Source organism: Pseudomonas sp. NPDC090203 (assembly GCF_044746765.1).
GTDB classification, from domain to species: Bacteria; Pseudomonadota; Gammaproteobacteria; order Pseudomonadales; family Pseudomonadaceae; genus Aquipseudomonas; species Aquipseudomonas putida_AD.
The window spans coordinates 159,633-184,142 of sequence record NZ_JBIVCV010000009.1 but is presented as its reverse complement, the minus strand read 5'-3'; the positions used below and the strand labels follow the sequence as shown (position 1 = coordinate 184,142).

The window sequence follows — 24,510 nt, the reverse complement described above, 5'->3', positions numbered from 1 at the left end:
TCGCTCGAAATCCAGAGCCATGCACCAAGGCTATCCACTCGGTCCCACAGGCCATGGCACGTTGCAAAAAATGTAGGAGCGCGCTTGCCCGCGATAGGCCCGAAGGGCATCCATGTAGCGCCCTCAAGCCAGGCACAAAAAAAACCCCGCATCTCAAAATGCGGGGCTTTTCGTTCAATCAACCACTAAACCATCAAACCACCGCAGTCTGCCCACTCATGGCCAGATCCAGCAGCTCCCGGTTCGCCACCGCATACATCGCGTAGTCATTACCACTCGCTGCACGCAGTTCAACCAGCATCGCGTGCCAGCGCTCGACCATCGCCGAATGCTGCTCCAGCCACAGGCTCAGGCGCTCTTCCACGTTCTCCGGGCCGTTCGGCATTTGCAGGACGGACACGGTGATGGCGCGCTGTTGCCAGTCGACATCGTCGCGGAAGGCTTCGCGGGCCAGGGCCTGCCAGTTGTTTTCCACCGGCAGGGCGCTGATCTGTTGCAGGTACCAGGTGATGTCCAGCGAGCTGCCCAGAGCGAAGTAGACCTTCGCCACGTCGGCGGCATTCTGGCCAGTCACGTCGGACGCCTCGATGATCGGCAGCAGCGTGTACAGGTGCGTGGTGCCAGCGACCATGCGCGCCAGCAGCTCAGGTACGCCAGCCTCGACGTATTCCTGATAACGCGCCTGCCAGACTTCACGTGGCGGGCCTTCCAGCAGTTCGTCGAGCTTCAGCCCCAGTGCCGCCAGATGCGGACCGAAGTGCGCGACGTCACGGGCAGCGTCCAGTTCGTTGCGACGGCTGCGCAGGAACCAGCGGGTGGCGCGACGGCCCAGACGCATCAGCTCATCCATCAATGCCAACTGGATTTCAGCCGACACCTTGTAGTCCAAAGCCTCGATCTGACGGAACCAGTGCGGCAGGTGGAAGATGTCACGCACGATCACGTAGGCACCGGCCACGTTGGCAGCGCTCATGCCGGTCGACTCCTTGAGCCGCTGCACGAAGGTGATGCCCATGTGGTTGACCAGGTCGTTGGCGATCTGGGTGCTGACGATTTCGCGCTTCAGACGGTGGCGACGCATGGATTCGGAGAACTTCGCGCCCAGGGACGGCGGGAAGGCGGTTTCCATGTCGCGGGCCAGATAGTCGTCGTCCGGCACGCGGGATTCGAGCAGCGCTTCCTTGAGGTCGATCTTGCTGTAGGAGATCAGCACCGACAGTTCGGCGCGGGACAGGCCTTTCTGTTCGGCGATGCGCTCGGACAGCTGGTCTTCGGCCGGGAGGAACTCGATGGCGCGGTCCAGCTTGCCACGGGACTCCAGGTCGTTCATCAGGCGCTTGTATTCGGCAATCCGCTCGTAGGCACGACGGGCCGCCAGCGACAGGGCTTGCGTCTGCTTGTAGTTGTTGCCGAGTACCAGATTGCCCACTTCGTCGGTCATGCTTTCGAGCAGCAGGTTGCGCTGCTTCTCGGTCATGTCACCGGCCTGCACCACTTCGTTGAGCAGGATCTTGATGTTCACTTCGTGGTCGGAGCAGTCCACGCCACCGGCGTTGTCGATGAAGTCAGTGTTGGTGGCACCGCCCAGCAGGCCGAACTCGACGCGACCCAGTTGGGTCATGCCCAGGTTGCCGCCCTCGCCCACCACCTTGCAGCGCAGCTGGTTGCCGTTGACGCGCAGGGCGTCGTTGGCCTTGTCGCCCACATCGGCGTGGCTCTCGGAGCTGGCCTTGACGTAGGTGCCGATACCGCCGTTCCACAGCAGATCCACCGGCGCCTTGAGCAATGCGTGCATCAACTCGGTCGGGGTCAGTTTGTCAGCGCTGATGTCAAAGCGCTCTTTCATCTGCGGGGTGATGGTGATGCTCTTCAGGCTGCGCGGGAAGATACCGCCGCCTTCGGACATGATGCTGGTGTCGTAGTCGGTCCAGGCCGAACGCGGCAGGTCGAACAGGCGCTGACGCTCGGCGAAGCTGGTCGCCGGATCCGGATTCGGATCGATGAAGATATGCAGGTGGTTGAACGCGGCCACCAGTTGCAGCTTGTCGGACATCAACAGGCCGTTGCCGAATACGTCACCGGCCATGTCGCCGACGCCGATCACGCTGATGCTGTCCTGCTGGACATTGATGCCGCGCTCGCGGAAGTGGCGCTGCACGCCGACCCACGCGCCCTTGGCGGTGATGCCCATTTTCTTGTGGTCGTAACCGGCCGAGCCACCGGAGGCGAACGCATCGCCCAGCCAGAAGCCGTAGTCGATGGCGATGCCGTTGGCGATGTCGGAGAAGGTCGCGGTGCCCTTGTCCGCTGCCACCACCAGGTACGGGTCATCGTCGTCATGACGTACGACGTTGGCCGGCGGTACCAGCGCGCCTTCTTTCAGGTTGTCGGTGATGTCCAGCAGACCGGAAATGAAGATGCGGTAGCAGGCGATCGCTTCGGCCTGAATCTCGTCGCGGGTGCCGGTGGTCGGCAGGCGACGTGGCAGGAAGCCACCTTTGGCACCCACAGGCACGATGACCGAGTTCTTCACCTGCTGGGCTTTTACCAGACCCAGCACTTCGGTACGGAAGTCTTCTTCGCGGTCCGACCAGCGCAAGCCGCCGCGAGCGACGTTGCCGAAACGCAGGTGCACGCCTTCGACGCGCGGCGAGTAGACGAAGATTTCGAACTTCGGCACCGGCTTGGGCAGTTCGGGGATCAGGCGCGGGTTGAACTTGAAGCTGAAGTAGCTCTTGTTCTGGCCGTTGGCGTCGGTCTGGTAGAAGTTGGTGCGCATGGTCGCCTTGATCAGGTCAAGGTAGCGACGCAGGATGCGGTCTTCGTTGAGCACCTGGACATCGTCCAGCGCCGACAGGATCGCGGTTTCCAGACGCTGTTGCATGTCGTCCAGATCGCCACCGGACAGCTTGCGCGCCAGGTAGAAGCGGGTCTTGAACAGACGGGTCAGCTCGCGGGCGATGTCGGCGTGGTTGTTCAGGGTGCTGGCGATGTAGCCCAGGTCGAAGCCCAGACGAATCTGCTTGAGGTAACGGGCGTAGGCACGCAGCAGCGCCACGTCGCGCCACGGCAGGCCGGCAGTCAGCACCAGGCGGTTGAACGCATCGTTCTCGGCGTCGCCGCGCACGATGTGCACGAACGCGTCCTGGAACGTGTCGTTGAGCTGTTGCAGATCCAGGTTCAGGCCTTCGGCGTAGGTGAAGGCGAAGTCATGAATCCAGAACTCGCGACCGTTGGTGTGACGCAGGCGATACGGGAACTCGCCCAGCACGCGCAGGCCGAGGTTTTCCAGGATCGGCAGCACGTCGGACAGCGCCAGCGGGGTGTCGGCGTGGTACAGCTTGCAGTGCAACTGCGCCTTGTCGCCCGACAGCGGCTGATAGAAGCTCATGACCAGCGGCTTGGCTTCGGACAGATTCAGCACATGCTGCATGTCGACCACGGCCGAGTGCGCGGCGAAACGCTCGCGGTAACCTGCCGGGAAGCCTTTCGGGAAGTCGGCCAGCACGTTGGTGCCCTGGGCTTCGCCGAAGCTTTCGACAACCAGGCTTGCGTAGTCGTCGTTCCACGAACGGCAGGCCTGGATGACTTCGTTTTCCAGTTGTTGCGGGTCGATGTCCAGGGTGACTTTCGGGTCAACGCGAAGGATCAACTGCACGCGCGCAAGCACCGACTCGGAGAAGAAGGTCCAGAACTCGCAGTCGCTGGCCTTCAGGCGCTCCATCAGGACCTGCTGGATCTTCTGGCGCACTTCGGTGGAGTAGATGTCACGCGGCACGTAGGCCAGGCAGTAGCAGAAACGCCCGTAGGGATCCTTGCGCAGGAACACGCGGATCTTGTTGCGCTCCTGGATCTGCACGATGGACATGACGGTGGTGAACAGCTCGTCCACCGGGGTCTGGAACAGGTCGTCGCGCGGCAGCACTTCAACGACCTGGGCCAGTTCCTTGCCCAGGTGCGCCTTGGCGTCGAAACCGGAACGGCGCTCGACTTCGGCGACCTTGCGGCGAATGTACGGGATGTTGCGCACGCTTTCGCCATACACCGAAGAGGTGTACAGACCCATGAAACGGCATTCCTTGATGACCTTGCCACTGGCGTCGATCATCCGGATCGACACGTAGTCAGGGTACGCCGGACGGTGCACGCGGCTTGGGTGCGCGGCCTTGGCGAAGGACAGCAGGGTCGGCTCGTGCAGGTAGTTCACCGCATAGCCTTCGATGTGCAGGTCTTCAGGGGTGAGGCCTGCGCGCAGCAGTTTGGTCAGGCCCAGGAACGAGGCCGGATCGTAGGTCAGCTGGCCACCTTCGCCGTCGCCATCGACGGTGAATTCTTCGTAGCCCAGGAAGGTGAAGTGGTTGTTCACCAGCCACTCGAGGAACACCTTGACCTCGGCCTTCTCCTCGGGATCGACGGCATATTCAGTGGCATCGATGCTCGCCAGCAGGTCATTGACCTTGGCTTTCATCGGCAGGAAGTCTTCTACCGCAACCCGCACCTCGCCCAGCACCTGCTCCAGCTCGCGTGCCAGCACATTGAGTTCGGCAGCGTTGGCGCAACGGTCGATTTCCAGGTACATCAGCGACTCTTGCAGCACGCCCTCGCCCAGGGTGCCCTTAGGCAGCACTTCGAGCAGTTGGCCCTTGGCATCGCGACGCACGCTCAGCACGGTGGTCTGCAGGGTGTGGATGCTGTAGCCGCGGCGGTTCAGCTCGGTACGGACCGAGTCCACCAGGAACGGCAGGTCGTGGTGCAGCACTTCAACGGCGGTATGGGTGGATTGCCAGCCGTGACGCTCGTAATCAGGGTTGTACACGCGTACCTGCGGGGTGCCGTGCTCGAAACGCTCGAGCAGGCGCCAGGCAGACAGGGTGCAACCGGCAAGGTCGGAAAGCCTGCGCTGGGTGAGTTCGTCCAGAGAGATGATGCCGAAGAACTGATCGGCGAACAGCGCCACTTGTGGCAGTGCCTGTTCGCTGATGTGCTGGGCCAGTGCCGCTCGCAGTTGGTGCTGGAAGTCGGACTTGCTGGCTGCGGTGAAGAACGCCATCTGTGATACTCCGCTTGGCTTGGCTTTTATATAGGAGAGATGCGTGTTTCGGGGTCGTTCATGTGTGTCTGCGTGTCAGTTTCGCGTCTGATCGATGATAGTCAGCAAATCGTGACAACGATGAATTCATCCACACATGCCCTTGTAGTAACGCTCGTCGTGTGCGCGTAGTCACAATGCCCCCCCGAGTGAACCTGGGTGCGGCAACTGGCCGCACGTCCGTTCATCTGCTGCGAAGCTTAACGAGAGCAACCCCGGGTGGCTTGCAGGGCTGCGACATACTCGGACATCGGGTTGCCATCCGGCATGGCCCATGCCGAACAGGAATAGTTATAGATGGAGAGCTAAATTCATGCAGGGCTGGCAAAATCAAAGCTTGTCCCGAACCGAACCACAGGATGCACATCATGCACATGACCACCGACAGCTTCATCTACAACCCCTGCGATGAAGAAGAAGACGACATGGCGCTGGTCTGCTGCCATGGCGACAACGGCGACCTGTTTCTGCTGGCGCGCTTTCCGGATGAGGATGAAGTGGACATCACCTTTCGCGACGACACCATCCACGTCGAATCGAATCTGAAAGTCACCCTTTCTGCCACCCGGCTCAGCGTGCAGGTCGATGCGGCCGACGCCCAGCCTTTCGGCGGCGAGCACAGCTTCGACATCGACCACACCACCCCTGAGGGCGAGCTGGCCGAACTGGACGCCACGCTAAGGATCATCCTCAAGGATGTCGGCACCTACGTCAGCGAAATCGGCTGATTCCCTGCGCCTTGTGACAGCGGCTCCAGGCCGGCACAGGGAGAAAACCCGTAACCTGTAAGACAATTCTGGTTTTTGCCCGGTAAACAGCGCCAAACACTGAAAAAACCCCTTGGCCGATTAGTCGCCGCACCCTCGGATGGATTAAAGTAACGCCCCCAGCTTCGGTGCCGTCTTGGCGCCGCTGCGTACCTGCCAGGAACCGTCATCGATGGAACATCGTGAAGCGTTGATCGCGCTGCGAACCTTTCTCTCCACTCAGATTCTGGGGCAGGAGAAACTGGTCGAGCGCCTGCTGATCGCGCTGCTTGCCGATGGCCACATGCTGGTCGAGGGCGCTCCGGGCCTGGCCAAGACCAAGGCGATCAAGGAACTGGCCGAGGGCATCGAGGCGCAGTTCCACCGCATCCAGTTCACCCCTGACCTGCTGCCCGCCGACATCACCGGTACCGAGATCTACCGCCCGGAAACCGGCAGCTTCGTGTTCCAGCAGGGGCCGATCTTCCACAACCTGGTGCTCGCGGACGAAATCAACCGGGCACCGGCCAAGGTGCAGTCGGCGCTGCTGGAAGCCATGGCCGAGCGCCAGGTCAGCGTGGGCCGCAGCACCTATGACCTGTCGCCGCTGTTTCTGGTGATGGCCACGCAGAACCCTATCGAGCAGGAAGGCACCTACCCGCTGCCCGAAGCCCAGCTCGACCGCTTCCTGATGCACGTCAAGATCGGCTTCCCCGACGCCACCGTCGAACGCAAGATCCTGCAACAGGCCCGCGGCGAAGCGTTGAACGGCGAAACCAAGCCCGAACGCCGGGTCAGCCAGCAGGCGATCTTCGCCGCGCGCAAGGAAATCCTCGGCTTGTACATGGCCGATGCGGTGGAGGAATACCTGGTGCAACTGGTCATGGCCACCCGCACCCCGGCCAAGTTCGACGCCGAGCTTGCCGAGTGGATCGGCTATGGCGCCAGCCCCCGTGGCTCGATCTCCCTGGACCGCTGCGCCCGGGCCCACGCCTGGCTCGCCGGCCGCGACTTCGTCAGCCCCGAAGACATCCAGGCGATGGTCTTCGACGTGTTGCGCCATCGCATCATCCTGTCCTTCGAAGCGGAAGCGGCAGGCATCGACCAGGACCGCGTGATCCAGCGCATTCTCGACGTCGTTGCCGTCGCCTGACCCCATGCAACCCTATCTGATTTCCCAACCGGGCATCCGCATCAGCCTCGCCGAGCTGATCGAAATGCGCCACCGCGTGCGGGAAGTGCAACTGTTTTCGTCCCCCGGCCGGCGCAGCCCGCTGATCGGCCTGCACCACTCCAAGCTGCGCGGACGTGGCGTGGACTTCGACCAGGTGCGGGTGTACCAGGCCGGCGACGACGTGCGCACCATCGACTGGCGCGTCACGGCCCGCACCCAGGAACCCCACACCAAACTGTTTCACGAAGAACGCGAACGGCCCATCTTCATCATGGTCGAGCAGAGCCGCCGCCTGTTCTTCGGCTCGGGGCTGATGTTCAAGTCGGTGCTGGCCGCCCAGGCCGCCGCGTTGATCGGCTGGGCCGCGCTGGGCCACAACGACCGGGTCGGCGGGCTGGTGTTCGGTGACAACCAGCACTACGAAATCAAGCCGCGGCGCAGCAAGCAGAGCCTGTTGCAACTGCTCAACCGCCTGGTGCGGGTCAACCAGTCCTTGCACACCGAGGCGGTGGACGATCGCGACTCCTTCGGCGTGGCCCTGCGACGCGCCCGGGAAGTGCTGCGGCCCGGCAGCCTGGTGTTCATCCTGTGCGATGAGCGCACGCTGTCGGACTCTGCCGAGCAACAACTGGCCCTGCTCTCCCGGCATTGCGACCTGTTGCTGTTGCCGCTGTCAGACCCGCTGGATCACGCCCTGCCCGCCGCCGGCCTGCTGCGCTTCGCCGACCGTGGCGCGCAACTGGAACTGGACACCCTCAACCCGGACCTGCGCCAGACCTACCGCGCTCAAAGCGAAGCCCGTCAGGCGCGCTGGGAGTTGCTGTCGCAGAAACTGCGGGTGCTGATGATTCCCCTGAGCACCCAGCAGGAGATGGTCGAGCAGTTGCGCGACTACCTGAACGAACAGCGCCCGGTAAAACCCAAATGAGCCTGCTGGACCAGTTGCAGCCGATGATCCGCCCCGAGCCTGTGGGCTTCTGGCCGCCAGCGCCCGGCTGGTGGCTGCTGCTGATTCTGCTGCCGGTGCTGGGTTACGGCCTGTGGCGGGCGCGGGTGCTGCTGCCGAAAAAGGCCCGCGCCGAAAGCGCCGAGCCGCCGCTGGACCCGTTGCGCCAGGCCGCGCTGCTGGAACTGGCGCAACTGCCCAAACCCTACGACGGCGCGCCCGCCGGCGCCTGGCTGCAACAGATCAACGGCCTGCTCAAACGCCTGTGCCGCAACCACTACCCCTACAGCCAGAGCCACACCCTCAATGGCCGAAAATGGCTGGCGTTTCTCGACAACCGCTGCCCGGCCGCCGGCCTGACACGCTGGATGATCCTTGTGGAAGGCGCCTACAAGCCCGAATGCAAACTCGACGACAAGGCCATCACCGGCCTGACGCAATCGGTCGAGACCTGGATTCGCAAACATGTTTGAGTTCGGCTGGCCTTGGGTCTTCGCCCTGCTGCCGCTGCCGTGGCTGCTGCGCTTCGTGCTGCCGGTGGCCGACAGTGGCGAGGCCGCCCTCAAGGTCAGCTTTCTCAACGAGCTGGAAGGCCTGGCCGGGCGACGCGCCCGCGCCCACCTGCCGGGCTGGCGGCGGCAGCTGCCTTTCGTCACCCTGTGGCTGTTGCTGCTGGTGGCTGCGGCTCGCCCGCAGTGGCTGGGGGAGCCGCTGCCGGTAGCCGCCAGCGGTCGCGACCTGCTGGTGGCGGTGGACGTATCCGGCTCGATGGACTACCCGGACATGGTCTGGCAGAGCGATGAGGTCAGCCGCCTGACCCTGGTCAAACAGTTGCTGGGCGACTTCCTCGAACATCGCCAGGGCGACCGCGTGGGCTTGATCCTGTTCGGCAGCCAGGCTTACCTGCAAGCACCGCTGACCTTCGACCGCAAGACCGTGCGGGTCTGGCTGGATGAAGCGCGCATCGGTATCGCCGGCAAGAACACCGCCATCGGCGACGCCATTGGCCTTGCGCTCAAACGCCTGCGTTCGCGCCCGGCCCAGAGTCGCGTGCTGATCCTGGTCACCGACGGTGCCAACAACGCCGGCCAGATCGATCCCGCCACGGCGGCGCGGCTGGCCGCCGGTGAAGGCGTGAAAATCTACCCGATCGGCATCGGCGCCGACCCTGACAAGGGCGCCACCAGCATCCTGGGCCTGAACCCGAGCCTGGACCTGGACGAACCCGCGCTCAAGGAAATCGCCGAGATCACCGGTGGCCAGTATTTCCGCGCCCGGGACGGCGAGCAGCTGAAAAACATCGGCAAGGCCCTCGACACCCTGGAACCTGTGGCACAGCAACCGACCCAGGCCCGGCCGGCCGTGGCGCTCTACGACTGGCCGCTGGCGATGGCCCTGCTACTGAGCATCCTCTTGGTGATTCACGAGCGCTGGCCGCACAACCCGCTCTATCGCTTCCTCGCCCGCCAGCCGGTGCTGCATCAGGGCCCGCAATGGCGCCAGCGTTTCAAGCGCTTGCGGAGGCGTCGATGAGCCCGACCTTCTTTGCCTTCTGGCCCCACGTTCTGCGCCCCTGGTGGCTGTTGTTGCTGCCGCTGCTGGGCTGGCTGATCTGGCGCCTGTGGCACCGGCAAAAACGCGTGGGACGCTGGCAGATGATCCTGCCCAGCGCCTTCCACTCGGTATTGCTCAGCGGCGGCAGCGGTCGGGAGAGCAAATTGCCGTGGGTCGCGCTGGCGTTAGGCTGGCTGCTGGCCCTGCTCGCCCTGATCGGGCCGAGCTGGCAGCGCGTCGAACAGACCAGCCAGAAACCGGTGGACCCCTTGGTCGTGCTGATGGAATTGACCCCGGAAATGCTCGCCGCCGACAGCCCGCCCACTCGCCTTGAACAGGCACGGCGCAAGCTGCTGGACCTGCTGCAACTGCGCAGCGATTCGCAAACCGCGATCATCGTCTACGCCGGCAGCGCCCACACGCTGGTGCCGCTGTCCGACGACCTGACCACCAGCAAGAACCTGCTGGACGCGATCAAGCCGTCGATCATGCCCGAGAGCGGCCAGCGCGCCGATCTTGCGGTACTCAAGGCCCGGGACCTGCTCAAGCAGGGCGACCTGGGCCAGGGCCGGTTACTCTGGATTGGCTCGTCACTGACCGAAGCCGAGCGTCAGGGCATTCGCCAGGCCATGACCGACCACCCACCGCAATGGCTGATGCTGGGCGTCGGCACCGCAGAGGGCGCGCCGGTGGCTCAGGAAAAAGGCGGGTTCCTCAAGGATGCCCAGGGCGGAATTCTGGTGCCACGCCTGGAAAGCACCAGCCTCAAGGATTTCGCCGAAAGCCTGGGCGGCCAGTACACCCAGTTGCAACTGGTCGATGCCGACCTGCGCGAACTGGGCCTGCTCCAGGCACCGACCGAACTGCGCAGCATGGGCCGCACCGTTCAGCTCGACACTTGGGCCGACCAGGGCTACTGGCTGTTGTTGCCGTTGTTGCTGCTGGCCGCCTGTGCCGGTCGCCGTGGCTGGGTGCTGTGCCTGCCGCTGCTGATGGCGATCCCGCAACACAGCTATGCTTTCGACTTCGATGACCTGTGGCGGCGTCCGGACCAGCAGGGCCAGCATCTGCTGCAGCGTCATCGCCCCGCTGAGGCCGCCAGGCATTTCGAGAACATTCAGTGGCAAGGCATTGCCCTCTATGAGGCCGGGGATTACGCCGGCGCCGCCCAGCGCTTCGCCCAGGGCAACACCGCGACCGACCATTACAATCGGGGCAATGCGCTGGCCAGGAGCGGCGAACTGGAAGCGGCCGTCGATGCCTATGAACAGGCGTTGGAGCGTCAGCCGGATTTCGCCGCAGCAGCCACCAACAAGGCGCTGGTCGAGCAGCTCATCGAGCAGAACAGGCAGGCCGCGCTGGAAGACGCCAGCGAAGGCAAGACCGAAAGCGAGGACGACGCCGGCAAGGCGCAGACCGGCGAGGCCGAGCAACAGCAGAGCAACCAGCAGGCCCAGAGCCCGGCCAGCGAAGACAACAACGCAAACAACGCCCCGCAGTTTTCGGGCAACGCCCAGGCGCCGGACGCATCCCCCGACGCCGACGAGCCCACCCGGGCCCCCAGCCGTCCGGCCGACACCCAGATCAACGCCGAACAGCGGCAAGCGCTCGAACAATGGTTGCGGCAGATCCCGGACGAACCCGGCGAGCTGCTGCGACGCAAATTCTGGTACGAACAGCAGCAACATCAGGAAAAGGCCAAATGAGTCGTGTGTACAGGGTGGTAATCGTCTGGCTGCTGTGCCTGTTCGCCTTCGTGGCGTGGGCCGACGAGCCTGCGGCGACCTTGCAGGCCAGTGTCGACCGCACCCGGGTCAACACCGGTGAAACAGTGGAACTGACCCTGGAATCCGACGACGCGACCCTGTTCGGCAAGCCGGACATGAGCGCGCTGGATACCGATTTCGAGGTGCGCGACACGCGCCAGCTCAATAGCCTGACCACCCTGGAAGGCAACGTTCACGCCACCACCCGCTGGCTGATCACCCTGATGCCGCGCCACAGCGGCTCCATCGAGATTCCATCGCTCAAGCTCGGCGAGCTGGTCAGCCAGCCCATCGCCCTGCAGGTGGTGGAGGTCGAACAGTCCCAAGCGCAGGAACAGAAACTGGCGCCGGTGTTCATGGAAGCCAGCCTGGATCAGGACACCGTCTACGTGCAGGCCCAGGCCGTGCTGACGGTGCGCATCTATCACTCGGTGTCGCTGTTCGACGACAGCAACCTGACGCCGCTGCAGGTGCCTGACGCGCGCATCGAGAAACTCGGCGACACTCGCACCTACGAGAAGCAGATCAACGGCGTTCGCCATGGTGTGATCGAAATGCGTTATGCGCTCTACCCACAACAGAGCGGCGACATGACCATTCCGGCCCAGGAATTCAGCGCCACCATGGTCCAGGACATTCCGGAAACCCAGGCCGCCGCCACCAGCCAGCCTGCGGTGGCCACCAGTCCGAAGCCCGGCAAGCTGATGCGCGTGACCTCCCTGCCACTGGCGCTTAAGGTCAAGCCGCAGCCGGCCCATTACCCGGCCAACACGCCATGGCTTCCTGCGCGCAGCATCAGCCTGAGCGAAGACTGGAACCCGGACCCTGCCCATGTGCAGATTGGCGATTCGCTGACCCGCACCCTGGTCATTACTGCCGAGGGCCTGTCCAGCGCGCAACTGCCGCCCCTGCCTGCTTCGGAAGTCAGCGCGCTGCGGCGGTATCCGGATCAACCGCAGTTGAGCAACCAGGCCGGCGAGCGCGGGCTGGTGGGCACCCGTGAAGAGCGTGTGGCGCTGGTGCCGAACCGTCCCGGCGCCATCGACATTCCTGCGGTGGACCTGGTGTGGTGGAACACCCTGGAAGATCATCTGGAGCACAGCGCCCTGCCCGCCCGCACCCTGCAAGTCAGCACCAACCCGGCGTTGGCGGTGGACATGCCGGTGAGCGACAGCGCCGCTGGCAGCCTGATCGGGCCGCCGGTGTGGCCGTGGCAGTTGAGCACGGTGCTGCTGACATTCACCACGCTGTTGGGTTTCTCATTATGGTGGCGCGCCCGTTCGCAACCGGCCGTCGCCCGCGCCGCGCAGACCGGCCCCAGCCCGCGTACCGTGCTGGACGATCTCAAGCGCGCCAGCCTTGCCAACGATCCACAAGCGACCCGCCAGGCCCTCGACGCCTGGGCCCGCCAGCAGCCGGAAACCCTGGCCGACATGGCCGCGCGCTTCGTGCCGCTGTCCGACGCACTGGACGGCCTCAACGGCGCGCTCTACAGCGAAACCGGCAAGCTGTGGCTGGGCGAAGATTTATGGAAAGCGGTCAAGGCCTTGCCTGCCGTCGAAAAACCGGTAGAAGCCAACGGCGCAGACAGCCTGCCACCGCTCTATCCGAAATGAATTTCATTGGTCGGCGCAGTTCCCTGTAGGAGCGCGCTTGCCCGCGACGGCGGTGTGCCAGACACGTCACAGTGATCAGACCCACCGCCGTCGCGGGCAAGCGCGCTCCTACAAGCTGGCGGCGACAGTACAAACCAAGGTACCCCAATGCGTCTGTTCCACACCTCCGACTGGCACCTGGGCCAGAACCTTCACGGCCAGGAGCGGGATTTCGAACACGAGAGTTTCCTCAAATGGCTGCTGGCAAGGCTCGTCGAACGCAAGCCTGATGTGCTGCTGATCGCCGGTGACATCTTCGACACGGTCAACCCGCCGGTCAAAGCCCAGGAGCGCCTCTACGACTTCATCGTCAGCGCCCACGAACAGAACCCGCAACTGACCATCGTGATGATCGCCGGCAACCACGATTCCGGCTCGCGCATCGAATTGCCCGCCCCGCTGATGCGCCGTTTGCGCACCCACGCCCTGGGCCGGGTGCTGTGGCTGGACGACGGCGTGCTCGACGTCGAGCGCCTGTTGCTGCCCCTGACCAACCCCAAGGGCAAGGTGCTGGGCTGGTGCCTGGCCTTGCCGTTCCTGCGCCCGGCCGAAGTGACCGGCCCCGCACTGGGCGAGAACTACCTGCGCGGCATCGGCCAGGTCCATGAAATGCTGATCGCCGCCGCCAACCAGAAACGCAAGAAAGGCCAGGCGCTGATCGCCATCAGCCACGCCCACATGGCCGGTGGCTCGGTGTCCGAAGACTCGGAACGCAGCCTGATCATCGGCAACGCCGAGGCGCTGCCCGCCAGCCTGTTCGGCGAGACCATCACCTACGTCGCCCTGGGCCACCTGCACAAACCGCAGAAGGTCAACGGCGAAAACCGCATCCGCTACAGCGGCTCGCCGATCCCGCTGTCGTTTTCCGAGATCGGCTACCAGCACCAGATCCTCGAAATCGACTGCGAGAACGGCAAACTGGCCAGCGTCACCCCGCTGCTGATCCCTCGTGCCGTCAACCTGCAACGCATGGGCCCGGCGCCTCTGGCCGAGTTGCTGTTGCAGCTCAAGGACCTGCCGGACATCGACCTGCTGGCCGACATCGACCGCCAGCCGTGGCTGGAAGTGCGGGTCAAGCTGGACGAACCGCAACCGGACCTGCGCAACCAGATCGAGGCCGCGCTGGAAAACAAGGCCGTGCGCCTGGTGCGCATCGCCGCGGAATACGCGGGCAAAGGCAATCGCGATGACGAAGACGACCGCGAACTGATCGAACTCGACCAACTGAGCCCACAGGAACTGTTCAGCCGCGCCTGGCTGGACAGCTACGGCAGCGAGGTCGATGACCAGACCTTGCAGGACTTCGCCACCCTGCTTCAGGACGTGCAACTGGAGAGCGAACAGCCATGAAGATTCTTGCCATTCGCTTGAAAAACCTCGCGTCCCTCGCCGGCCCCTTCGAGCTGGATTTCACCGCCGAGCCCCTGGCCAGCGCCGGCCTGTTCGCCATCACCGGCCCCACCGGCGCGGGCAAGAGCACCTTGCTGGACGCCTTGTGCCTGGCGCTGTTCGGTGCCATTCCGCGGCTGAACAACGTCGGTCAGTCGAAGGTGCCGGAGATCGACGGTGACATCAGCACCAACGATCCGCGCAACCTGCTGCGCCGTGGCACCGGCAGCGGTTACGCCGAAGTGGATTTCGTCGGCATCGACAAGCGCCGCTACCGCGCCCGCTGGGAAACCAACCGCGCCCGCGACAACGCCACCAAGAAACTGCAGGCCAGCCGCCAGACCCTGACGGACCTTGACAGCGAACAGATCCTCAGCAGCCAGAACAAGACCGAATACAAAAACCTGCTCGAAGCCCGGCTGGGGCTGAATTTCGAGCAGTTCACCCGCGCCGTGATGCTGGCCCAGAGCGAGTTCAGTGCCTTCCTCAAGGCCGATGACAAAGAGCGCAGCGAACTGCTGGAAAAGCTCACCGACACGGCCATCTACAGCCAGTTGGGCCGCCGCGCCTACAGCAAGAGCAAGGAGGCCGAGGAGGCGCTGAAAACCCTCAACGCCCAGGCCGGCAACCTGACACCGCTGGAGCCTGCGCAGCGCGCCGAGCTGGAGCAGCGCTTTGCCGATGCACAGCAGCAACTGAAACTGGCCCAGGCGCAATTGCGTCAGCTTGAACTCAAGCAGCAATGGCTCAGCGAATTGACCCGCCTGCGCGACAGCCACCAGGCCGCCAACGAGCAGCTGACCAGCGCGCAGCAGACGTGGGATCAGCAAGCCAGCGAGCGCCAGCAACTCGTGCAACTGGAACGGCTGGCTCCGCAGCGCCACCTGTTCGGCCAACGCACCCGACTCGATGCGCAACTGACGCCGTTGGCGGCGCGCATCCAGGCGCAGGTCGAGCAGCAGGCACAGACCCAGGCGACCCTGACCGATCTGCAAGCGCAACTGGCCTCGGCGCAAGGCGCCCTGCAACAGGCGCAGGAAGAGCAGCAGGCGGCCAAACCTGCGTTGAGCGAAGCATTTGAGCAGCACGCCCAGCTCAATCACCTGAACAACGAACTGCAACCGATCAGCGAGCAGGCGCGCATCGCCGAACAGGCGAGCCAAGAGGGCCAAGCGGCACTCGATCAATTGAGCGAGCAGCAGCGTCTGGTCGAAACCCGCCTGCAATCCATTGCCGAGCAGTTACAAGGCAGCGCCGCGCTGGATGCCCTCAGTCAGTCGTGGACGGCCTATCGCCCGCGCCTGCAACAGATCGTGCTGGTCAGTTCGCGCCTGAACAAAGGCCGTGAAGAATTGCCCGCGCTGGAGCAGGCGTCCACCCGCGCCGAGCAGGCCCTCAGTGAGCGTCGCAGCGCGTTGCAGGCGCTGTACGACGACGCCGAGGTCAAGGCCGACGCGGTCAGCCAGGAAATCGAACGCCTCGGGCAACTGTTGCAGGACAACCGTCAGCAACACAGCGCAAGCGACTCACTGGACCGCCTGTGGCAGCGCCATCAGGACATCGCCACACGCCTGCAACAGGTGCAGGCCCAGCAGCAACAGGCCACCGAGCGCCGTGCCCAGAGCATCGCCAAAGGCCTGCAACTCAAGGGTGAACACGAGGCCGCCGAGCAGGCGCTGAAGGTCACCGTCGAGTTGCTGCAACGCCAGCGTCTGGCCCGCAGCGCCAGCGTCGAGCAACTGCGCGAGCAATTGGTCGATCACCAGCCTTGCCCGGTGTGCGGCAGCGAAGAGCACCCGTATCACCAGTCCGATGCCTTGTTGCAGGCGCTCTCCGGCCATGACGACGGCGAAGAAAGCGCAGCGCGCCTGAAGGTCGCCCAGCTCAGTGAAACACTTGCCGAACTGCGCGCCGAAGTCGCCGAACTGAACAACCAGCTCAAGCAATCCAAACCGCAGTTGGAGCAACTGGGCGAACAGTTGCAGAAACTGACACCGGACCTCGAAGCCCACCCGCTGTACCCGCGCCTGCTGGAACAACCCGAGCACCTGCGCAGCGACTGGCTCAGCGAGCGCCTGCATCAACTGGCCCAGGACGTGCTCAACGCCGAGCAGCGCCAGACGCGCCTGCTCAAGGTGCAGCGCGACGCCGAAGCCCTGCAACGCCAGGTACAGGACGCACGCGAAGCGAGCCAGCAGGCGATGAAGTTGCTCGATGACCAGCAGCGCAACATCTCCCTGGACAACCAGAGTTTCGAAACCGCGCTGCAGGAGTTCGAACCGCTGCTGCCCGCTGAAAGCCTGGCGCTGTGGCGCGAATCGGCCACCGAGAGCTTCCTGCAACTGGACAACGACATCGCCCTGCGCACCCAGCAGCTCGATCAGCAAAAGGACGAACAGCAGGAGCACAGCGAGCGAGCGCAGAAAATCGAACGCGAGCAGTTCGCCCAGCAGGCTCGTCAGCAACAGCATCAACAATTGCAACAACGTGTGCAGGCTTGCCAGCAACAACACCAGGCCGTGCAACAGCGCCTGCGGGAAATCCTCGGTGAGCAACCCAGCGCGCACGCCTGGCAACAGCAACTGGAACAGGCCGTGGAACAGGCGCGTCAGGCCCAGGCGAACACCTCCGATGCCCTGCAACAGGCACACAGCGCCCTGATCAAACTGACCACCGAACTGGACGGCGAACGTCAGCGGCTGGACGCATTGCAGCAGGAAGTCGCCGATCTGGACCGTCAGATCAGTGACTGGCGCAGCCAGCACGGCGAACTGGACGACGCGGCCCTCGAGGCGCTGCTCGGTTTGAGCGACGACGATGTCAGCCAGTTGCGCCAACGCCTGCAACACAGTGAAAAAGCGCTGGAACAGGCCAAGGTGCTGGTGCAGGAACGTGATGCACAAGTGCAGCAGCATCAGGCGCAACACAGCGACATCAACGACGCCGAACAGCTGGCCTCGGCGCTCAACGAGGCTCAGTCGCAATCAGCGACCCATGACCAACTGTGCGCCGACTTGCGTGCGCAGATCAGCGAAGATGAACGGCGCCGTACCGCCAACAACGAGTTGCAGGAACGCATCAAGGCCGCCCATGGCGAATACCTGCGCTGGGCGCGCCTGGCCACACTGATCGGCTCGGCCGAAGGCGACAAGTTCCGCAAGATCGCCCAGGCCTACAACCTGGACCTGCTGGTGCATCACGCCAATGCGCAACTGCGGCAACTGGTTCGCCGCTACCGCCTCAAACGCGGCGGCAGCATGCTGGGGCTGTTGGTGATGGACACCGAAATGGGCGACGAACTGCGCTCGGTGCATTCGCTGTCCGGCGGCGAAACCTTCCTGGTTTCCCTTGCATTGGCCCTGGGCCTTGCGTCCATGGCATCGAGCACGCTGAAGATCGAATCGCTGTTCATCGACGAAGGCTTCGGCAGCCTCGACCCCGAGTCCCTGCAACTGGCGATGGACGCGCTGGACGGCCTGCAGGCCCAAGGGCGCAAGGTCGGGGTGATTTCCCACGTGCAGGAAATGCACGAGCGCATCCCGGTGCAGATTCAGGTCAAACGCCAGGGTAATGGCCTGAGCACCCTGGAGGTCAGTTGATGGGCGCCTTGCTCTACTCCTTCCGCCGCTGCCCCTACGCCATGCGGGCGCGCATGGCCGTGGCCTACTCGGGCGTCGCGGTGGAAACGGTGGAAGTCAGCCTCAAAGCCAAACCGGCCGAGATGCTGGCGCGCTCGCCCAAGGGCACGGTGCCGGTCCTGGTGCTGGACGAGCAGGTGCTGGAACAGAGCCTGGACATCATGCGCTGGGCTTTGGCCCAGAACGACCCGCAAGATTGGTCCTTGGCCGGCGACATCGACGGACAGCGGCAGATAGCCGAACTGATCGAACTCAACGACGGCCCGTTCAAGACCGATCTGGACCGCTACAAATACGCCGTGCGCTACCCCGAGTTCAGCCAGGAACATTACCGCGCGCAAGGTGAGGTATTTCTCGCAAGGCTCGAAGGCTTGCTGGCCACGCGGGATTACCTGGTCACCGACCACCTGACCCTGGCCGACACCGCCCTGGCGCCGTTCGTGCGACAGTTTTGCGGTGTCGACCCCGAGTGGTTCTGGCAGGCGCCCTATCCACGTTTGCAGGCGTGGCTGCAACGGTTTCTGGATTCAGAGCTGTTCAAACACGCCATGGTGAAACACAAGACCCCGTAGCAGCACGGCCGGGCGGCGTTCCAATGCCGGCGGGGCCTCTATGAGATCGCCCTCGCTAGATTTTTCCAGCCACAAGCGCCAGCACAAACAGAAGCAGGAGCAACAACGCGGCCATTACATGGGGGATCACGGCCCAGCGTTTAAGGTGGGCTGGCATGTTCTTCACATCATCGGGATCCACCAGCCCCTTGCGGATATACAAGTTGCTGAAAAGCAACGCGCTTGTTGCAAGCCCCAGCCTGTATTGGCGGCCCAATAAACCGGTGTTACTCCCAAGTCGTTTAGCGTCGATGTTGAGTTGGCTGTTCCCGAGGGCGTCTTCAATTTCCTCAACTCTGAAGAACACGACCCACAAAAGCACTGCCAAATCGACAGTCAACAGAAGCATGCCACAAGCCATGCTCCAATCCAGAATCAGGTTAACGTCCATGGGCTGCCTCATATAGCAGAATGGTCAAATCCTCTCCAATCACTGACCCCAGGGTTCCCCCACCCAACGCCATAACTGCCCCCGCTACAAGTACGCAGCCCGCCAAAGCTACCCCTCCAGTGGCTACTCCAACTCCGACGCAGATCGCCGGACCGGCTGCCGTTGCAACTACGCCGCCAGCCGAAGATCCCACTATCCCACCCGCCGCTTTACCGGTTTCTACATACTTCGCCCTAGTACATTCCTCTTCCCGCCCAGTTGAACAAGCCTTCTGGATCTCCAGCGCACCCACACCAACATCCAGCGCAATCCCGACATAAGCACCCTTACTCATCGCACTCGCCATTTTCGACACGCCCCTGACCTTGCCGGCATAGCCCCTGATGTCGCCTGTATGCAGGTAGCTTTTGCTGGAGATCCCCAGGATCTGCTTCATCTTGCCCTGATTACTCAAACCCGACCCATAACGACCGATGCCTTTAAGGCTCGTCTCCATCCGGGTAAACAGCGCACGCCGCTGGGCAAAGAACTGATCGTTTGTCATTGCGCCCGCACGCCAGCGCTGATGCAGTGCCTCGGTCTGCTTGAGCAGGTCTTCCAGATCCTTGAGATGCCTGCTCCACGCCGCCGTGCTGGCTCCAATACCGATCGAGCCGTACGACATGAAACTTTGCAGCAGGTCGAAGTTATGCGTCATCACAGAACTTTCCCGTGCGGACATGCCGATCATTGCCCCGCGAACCTGCGAGGCCAGTTCCATCAACCGGGTCTCTTCGGGTGTGCACATGCTGGTCGAACCGTCACCGACGACCACGACGTCTCCGGGCCTCACCATGCCATTACGAAGGAAGGGATTGAGCTGATCGAGTTTCGAGCGAGCGCTCATGGAGAGGGCGAGATGATGATCTCGAAGGTGGATGTAGTGCCGGGGTTGGTCGTTCACGAATGCGTAGGGTTGTGACATCTCGAGCTCCCTGCTTTGAAAGGATTGCCGCGGCGCGGTGTCCTTTCCGGGCCATTGGAAGCCGGACAGTAATTTCAGGGTTTGGCGATGTCACTCAACAAGTTGTTAAAAACGACCTGACTACGAAGTTTTCGGAAACTCCCTACGCAGAGCTTCTGGATGACCTACACCCGTAGCAGCACGGCTTGCCGGCGGGGGCGATCTCAAGGCCGCCCCCGCCGGCAAGCCGTGCTGCTACGAGGCATGTGGTGCTCAGGCAATCGCGCCCAGCCTGAATATCCCGGAAAAAGCCTCGCCAGACTTCGGCGGCGGGTTCCCGCTGTTGATCTTCTGCGCCCGAAGTATCTCCACCGCATCGGCCATTTCGGCGCGAAACTCCATACTACGCGCCACACCGCCCACCGAGCCCTCGCCGTGACCGAGCAAGGTGCAGCCATTGTTGATAAGTGCAAAGAACACAATCACCCAGAAATTTGCCCCTCTCACGACGCACGCCCCTTCGCCTGCGCAGCCGCACCATCCAGCACAACGACAGACGATTGAACGGACACCGAGCCAGGTGCGCCCAGTTGTGGATTAAGGCTGACGACAGTGACCACTGCGATGAATACGACATACAACGCGATGGCGGTGTAAGCGCCGTGTTTGAGTGAATTGAGAATGGCAGTGGCCATGACAGTAGCTCCAGATGTTGCTGATTTCTGGAGCGAAGAATGAAGGACGACACTATTAATGAAAAACGATGAGCAGCGATTCTGAAGATCAGTTCCGTTGATTATTTACAGGCTCAATCAGCCCGATAGAGACGCTGACTGATCGAGGCAACTTTCGGGTCTGCCCACCAATATCCGGGCACAAAAAAATCCCCATCACTTATTCAGTAGACGGGGACCAAAGGGAGGAATTCAACGCTTTCGCGAGCAAGCTCGCCTACATTTGATACATGGCCTGACACGCAGTGGTCAGTGGGTCGCATCAACCTGTTAAAAGGCGAAGTTGCTCGCGAAAGCGTTCTTTCAATGTCGAGCAGTTACAGCGTTACTTGTGGTGCTTCGAGAATCCATTCCCCGGGAACGAGGGCAGCGTTGACGGGGAATGGATTCACGTCCAGGGTTCTATTCATTACTGAGTCTTGTGATCCAGTGCAGCGTAGAAGTTGGCGCTTTGTTGCAGGTATTTAGGGGTGTAGGTCTGAGTCGCGCTGACTTTTTTATCGGTCACTTCGACACTGGCGCTGGCAGGTAATGCAACAGTGGCGGAGATGGCGGACGCGGCGATGATGGAGAAGATATTGAAGTTCATGATGTGTACCTCGGTGTCGATGTTTCGTTTCAAGTCTTGACCGTCGTGGCCGTGGAATTAAAAGTACGCCCGAGGCGCGTTCAGAAAAAATCTTTTCTGGCACTAGCCCATATCACTTCAATTAATACATGGCCGCAGCCCTTTGAAATCAAGGGCTGCGGGGTGCGTCAATGTGTCACTTGGCGGTGAGGAAGCGGAAGTCGGAGGGTGAATCGAAGTCGATTTTCTGCACGGTTTCGCCCAAAAGCCCGGTTTTCGGGTCGACGCGCAGGGTGACGATCTGGTTGCTCTTCTGATTGGCGATCAGCATGAAGTGCCCGCTGGGGTCGAAGCTGAACTCGCGGGGCTCCTTGCCTTCCACCGACCGGCGCTGGATTTCCTTGAGCTGGCCGTTGCCGTTGATGCTGAACACCAGCAGTTCATTGACCTCGCCGCGGTTGGCGACGTAGAGGAACTTGCCGTCCGGTGAGGTATGCAGGCCGCCGGCTGCGCGATTCTGCTGGCCTTCCTTATTGGCCAGTTCAACCAGTTGCGTGCGCTTGAATTCGCCATCGCGGTAGTCGAACACCGCCACCTGTGCGCTCATTTCCATGGTCAGCCAGGCGTGTTTGCCGTCCTTGCTGAACAGGAGATGGCGCGGGCCGCTGCCCGGTGGCAGGTCTACTGCCGGGGTTTTCGCCGGTTTCAGCGGCTGGGCCTGGTTGTGGTCGTAGCTGAAGACAAACATCTTGTCCGCGCCCAGGTCCATGGCGACCAGGTATTTGTCATCGGGCGTCGGCACGGCAGCGTGTACGTGGGACGAGGCCTGGCGCTCGGGGTTGACCTTGCTCGCTTCGTGGGTCGCGGTCTGCACCACCGGCGAAAGTCTGCCGTCCTTGCCGACCGGCACCACCGCCAGCGAGCCGCCCGGATCCGGGTGCACGGCGTAGTTGGCAACGAACAGGAAGCGCCCGTCCTTGCTCAGGTTCGAGTGGGTCGGCTCCTCGCCCTTGCTGTCGATCTGGTTGATGAACGACACGGCGTGGGTCTTGGGATCGATGGCGAAACTCGAGACCTTGCCGACGACGTCGGTCTGGCCCGGGCCGTTCTCGTTGACCGCGAACAGGTGGCGCTGGTCTTTGGAGAGCGTGAGCCACGAAGGGTTTTCGCTCTTGATGACCTGGCGCGGCGTGGCGTCGAGCTGGCCAGTCTGGCTGTTGAAGCCGTAACGGTAGATGCCTTCGCTTTTGCCTGCGGTATAGGCACCGACCAATACGTCGTAGTCGGTCATGGATTTGGCCTGGACAGAAAGGGCGGTAAGGCTGCTGGCGAGCACCAGCCAGGGCAGAAGTCTGGGAGTCATTGGGCTGTTCTCTTGTTGGAGTTGTTGGCGCGCCGCAAACGCGGTGATTCAGGGGCTATGACAGCGTTTGGCGGGGATTGGTTGCTCGGGCAAATCTGTAGGAGCGCGCTTGCTCTGGGCCGCATTCGGACGACGGCGGTGTGTCAGTCAACCAATGTGTATTTGACACACCCCTGTCGCGGGCAAGCGCGCTCCTACAAGAGCAGGTGTTCACTCAGCGTCGTCTTCGTCTTCATCGCTACCGGCAAACGCATCCAGAACAACGAGGCGGTGGTCGGCGTTGCCGTCGTTGATGACCCAGCTTTGCAGCGCGGTGTCGAATTCGGCGGAGTCGACCTGGGCCAGGGAGAAGCGCCAGACCTTGCGCTCGCGGCCGTCCATGCTTTCGATCTGCAGCATCTCGTCCAGGGTGAATTCGAAGGCATGCAGGCCGTCGATTTCCAGCATGCTCTGGGAGGTCAGTGCGGTTTGCAGGAGGGCGCGCAGGTTTTCAGGGGTGGTGGTCATGGCAGTGCTTCGCATAGGTGAAAGCGCGAATGATAGGTCAAAAGGTGCCGACATGGAGGTGCCGACACCTTGAAACCTGTCCGTTCGATCAATCCTGCAGGGTTTCCCGGGCGTAATACCGCGCAGGAATGCCCCAGACGATCAGCCCGATGGCCAGCACGCTCACGGCGAACAAGGCAAACAAAGCGGGCGTTGCGGTGCCGGTGAGGTCTTTGATGCGGCCGACCATGAACGGCGCGATGACGCCGCCCAGTTGCCCCAGCGAGTTGATGAGGGCGATCCCTGCCGCTGCGGCGATACCACTGAGAAAACGTGGCGGGACGGTCCAGAAGATCGGCATCCAGGCAATGATGCCGGTCATGATCAGGGTCATGCCGATCATCAGCGGTAACAACTGGCCAGGGAACAGCGCGCAGACCAGATACCCTACCGCTGTCAGGGTGGCGCAACCTGCCATGTGCCAGCGACGCTCGCCGTGACGGTCGGAGCTGGCACCGATCAGCAGGTTGCCGATCACCGCGCCCACGTAGGGAATGACCGTGAGCAGGCCGATGTCCATGGTGTCGGTCACCCCGGCTGTCTTGATGAGTTGCGGCATCCAGAACAGCAATCCGGTCAGGGCCATGACCAGGCACAGGTAGATAGCCGACATCACGTAGGTGGTGGGGTGTTTCCAGATGTCCTTGACCTTCTGCGACCTGTTGGGCCGCACCTCTTTTGCCATGCGCGTGAGCATCACTTGCTTCTCGTGAGCGGTGAGCCACGGCGCGTCTTCGATGCGGTCCTTGACCAGCCAGAACACCACACCGCCCAACAGCACCGAAGGGATGCCTTCCAGCAGGAACAGCCAGCGCCAGCCGGCCATGCCCATGGCCCCATCGAAGTGGCCGAGGATCAGCCCGGCCAGCGGACCGCCGACGATACCGCACACACAAATGGAGCTTTTGAAGTAGGAATTGACCCGCGCCCGCCGTGTCCCCGGGTACCACTGGGTGAAGAAGTACAGTACGCCGGGCACGAATCCCGCTTCCATCACGCCGATCAGGAACCGCAGGGTGTAGAACCAGAACTCCGTCTGCACGAACATCATGCAGGCCGAGGCGATGCCCCAGGACACCATGATCCGCGCGATCCAGATCCGCGCGCCGATCCTGTGCAGCAAGACGTTGCTTGGCACTTCGAACAGGAAGTAGCCGACGAAAAACAGGCTCGCACCAAGACCGTAGATGGTCTCGCTGAAACCCAGGTCGCTGGCCATCTGTAGCTTGGCGAAGCTGATGTTGACCCGGTCCAGATAGGCAAACAGGAAGCAGCAGATGAACAGCGGAACGATGCGCCAGCTCACCTTGCGGTAGATGCGGTCTTCGAGGGCGTCGGTGTCGAGCTGTTCCAGCGGGATGGCGTTGGCGGTCATGGGGCGCACCTTGATTGTTCTT

General features: G+C 62.7%; 19 protein-coding genes. 10 read left to right on the top strand and 9 right to left on the bottom strand.

What is annotated here, in order from left to right; genetic code table 11:
• Window positions 1–193: 193 nt before the first annotated feature.
• Window positions 194–5,050, bottom strand: coding sequence for an NAD-glutamate dehydrogenase (locus tag ACIPO9_RS17310; protein ID WP_400782313.1), 4,857 nt, complete (start codon window positions 5,048–5,050; stop codon window positions 194–196).
• Between the two features lie 407 nt (window positions 5,051–5,457).
• Between ACIPO9_RS17310 and ACIPO9_RS17305 the strand changes: the two genes are divergently transcribed.
• The 10 genes from ACIPO9_RS17305 (at window position 5,458) to ACIPO9_RS17260 (ending at window position 18,529) form a co-directional block, all read left to right on the top strand.
• The gene (locus tag ACIPO9_RS17305) at window positions 5,458–5,817 is read left to right on the top strand and encodes a hypothetical protein (RefSeq protein WP_274135037.1); all 360 of its coding nucleotides are present in this window, start codon (window positions 5,458–5,460) and stop codon (window positions 5,815–5,817) included.
• A gap of 211 nt (window positions 5,818–6,028) precedes the next feature.
• A complete protein-coding gene (locus tag ACIPO9_RS17300) occupies window positions 6,029–6,988 on the top strand; it encodes a MoxR family ATPase (protein WP_037013687.1) in 960 nt (319 codons plus the stop codon).
• Window positions 6,989–6,992: 4 nt separating this feature from the next.
• A complete protein-coding gene (locus tag ACIPO9_RS17295; RefSeq protein WP_400609455.1) occupies window positions 6,993–7,937 on the top strand; it encodes a DUF58 domain-containing protein in 945 nt (314 codons plus the stop codon).
• Window positions 7,934–8,428: a DUF4381 domain-containing protein gene (locus tag ACIPO9_RS17290; RefSeq protein ID WP_274135041.1), complete on the top strand. Its 495-nt coding sequence runs from the start codon at window positions 7,934–7,936 to the stop codon at window positions 8,426–8,428. Before ACIPO9_RS17295 ends, ACIPO9_RS17290 begins: the two co-directional genes overlap by 4 nt.
• Entirely contained in the window at window positions 8,421–9,488 is a 1,068-nt protein-coding gene (locus ACIPO9_RS17285) for a vWA domain-containing protein (RefSeq protein ID WP_400782311.1), read from the top strand. Before ACIPO9_RS17290 ends, ACIPO9_RS17285 begins: the two co-directional genes overlap by 8 nt.
• The gene (locus tag ACIPO9_RS17280) at window positions 9,485–11,215 is read left to right on the top strand and encodes a VWA domain-containing protein (RefSeq protein ID WP_400782308.1); all 1,731 of its coding nucleotides are present in this window, start codon (window positions 9,485–9,487) and stop codon (window positions 11,213–11,215) included. Before ACIPO9_RS17285 ends, ACIPO9_RS17280 begins: the two co-directional genes overlap by 4 nt.
• Entirely contained in the window at window positions 11,212–12,891 is a 1,680-nt protein-coding gene (locus tag ACIPO9_RS17275; RefSeq protein WP_400782306.1) for a BatD family protein, read from the top strand. Before ACIPO9_RS17280 ends, ACIPO9_RS17275 begins: the two co-directional genes overlap by 4 nt.
• Before the next feature lie 147 nt (window positions 12,892–13,038).
• Window positions 13,039–14,280 carry an exonuclease SbcCD subunit D C-terminal domain-containing protein gene (locus ACIPO9_RS17270; RefSeq protein ID WP_400782304.1) on the top strand — a complete coding sequence of 414 codons (1,242 nt, stop codon included), beginning with the start codon at window positions 13,039–13,041 and terminating at the stop codon, window positions 14,278–14,280.
• Window positions 14,277–17,918, top strand: a complete 3,642-nt coding sequence (locus ACIPO9_RS17265) for an AAA family ATPase (RefSeq protein WP_400782301.1) — start codon at window positions 14,277–14,279, stop codon at window positions 17,916–17,918. The genes ACIPO9_RS17270 and ACIPO9_RS17265 overlap by 4 nt, the downstream gene beginning before the upstream one ends.
• Window positions 17,918–18,529, top strand: coding sequence for a glutathione S-transferase (locus ACIPO9_RS17260; protein WP_400782299.1), 612 nt, complete (start codon window positions 17,918–17,920; stop codon window positions 18,527–18,529). Before ACIPO9_RS17265 ends, ACIPO9_RS17260 begins: the two co-directional genes overlap by 1 nt.
• Before the next feature lie 55 nt (window positions 18,530–18,584).
• Here ACIPO9_RS17260 and ACIPO9_RS17255 read toward each other — a convergent pair whose 3' ends face one another.
• The 8 genes from ACIPO9_RS17255 to ACIPO9_RS17220 all read right to left on the bottom strand — a co-directional run bounded on the left by ACIPO9_RS17255 (window position 18,585) and on the right by ACIPO9_RS17220 (window position 24,488).
• Window positions 18,585–18,959 (bottom strand): hypothetical protein, encoded by a 375-nt coding sequence (locus ACIPO9_RS17255; RefSeq protein ID WP_274135052.1) that lies wholly within the window; start codon window positions 18,957–18,959, stop codon window positions 18,585–18,587.
• Entirely contained in the window at window positions 18,949–19,923 is a 975-nt protein-coding gene (locus ACIPO9_RS17250; protein ID WP_400782296.1) for a hypothetical protein, read from the bottom strand. The genes ACIPO9_RS17255 and ACIPO9_RS17250 overlap by 11 nt, the downstream gene beginning before the upstream one ends.
• Window positions 19,924–20,175: 252 nt before the next feature.
• Window positions 20,176–20,409: a hypothetical protein gene (locus ACIPO9_RS17245; RefSeq protein WP_400609439.1), complete on the bottom strand. Its 234-nt coding sequence runs from the start codon at window positions 20,407–20,409 to the stop codon at window positions 20,176–20,178.
• The gene (locus ACIPO9_RS17240) at window positions 20,406–20,597 is read right to left on the bottom strand and encodes a hypothetical protein (RefSeq protein WP_400782294.1); all 192 of its coding nucleotides are present in this window, start codon (window positions 20,595–20,597) and stop codon (window positions 20,406–20,408) included. Before ACIPO9_RS17240 ends, ACIPO9_RS17245 begins: the two co-directional genes overlap by 4 nt.
• Window positions 20,598–21,045: 448 nt before the next feature.
• Window positions 21,046–21,225 (bottom strand): hypothetical protein, encoded by a 180-nt coding sequence (locus ACIPO9_RS17235; RefSeq protein ID WP_274136423.1) that lies wholly within the window; start codon window positions 21,223–21,225, stop codon window positions 21,046–21,048.
• Between the two features lie 175 nt (window positions 21,226–21,400).
• Window positions 21,401–22,567 (bottom strand): lactonase family protein, encoded by a 1,167-nt coding sequence (locus ACIPO9_RS17230; RefSeq protein ID WP_400782292.1) that lies wholly within the window; start codon window positions 22,565–22,567, stop codon window positions 21,401–21,403.
• 210 nt (window positions 22,568–22,777) lie between these two features.
• A complete protein-coding gene (locus tag ACIPO9_RS17225; protein ID WP_274136420.1) occupies window positions 22,778–23,074 on the bottom strand; it encodes a DUF5629 family protein in 297 nt (98 codons plus the stop codon).
• Window positions 23,075–23,162: 88 nt separating this feature from the next.
• Complete coding sequence (locus ACIPO9_RS17220) at window positions 23,163–24,488, bottom strand: MFS transporter (protein WP_400782290.1); 1,326 nt, start codon at window positions 24,486–24,488, stop codon at window positions 23,163–23,165.
• Window positions 24,489–24,510 lie beyond the last annotated feature (22 nt).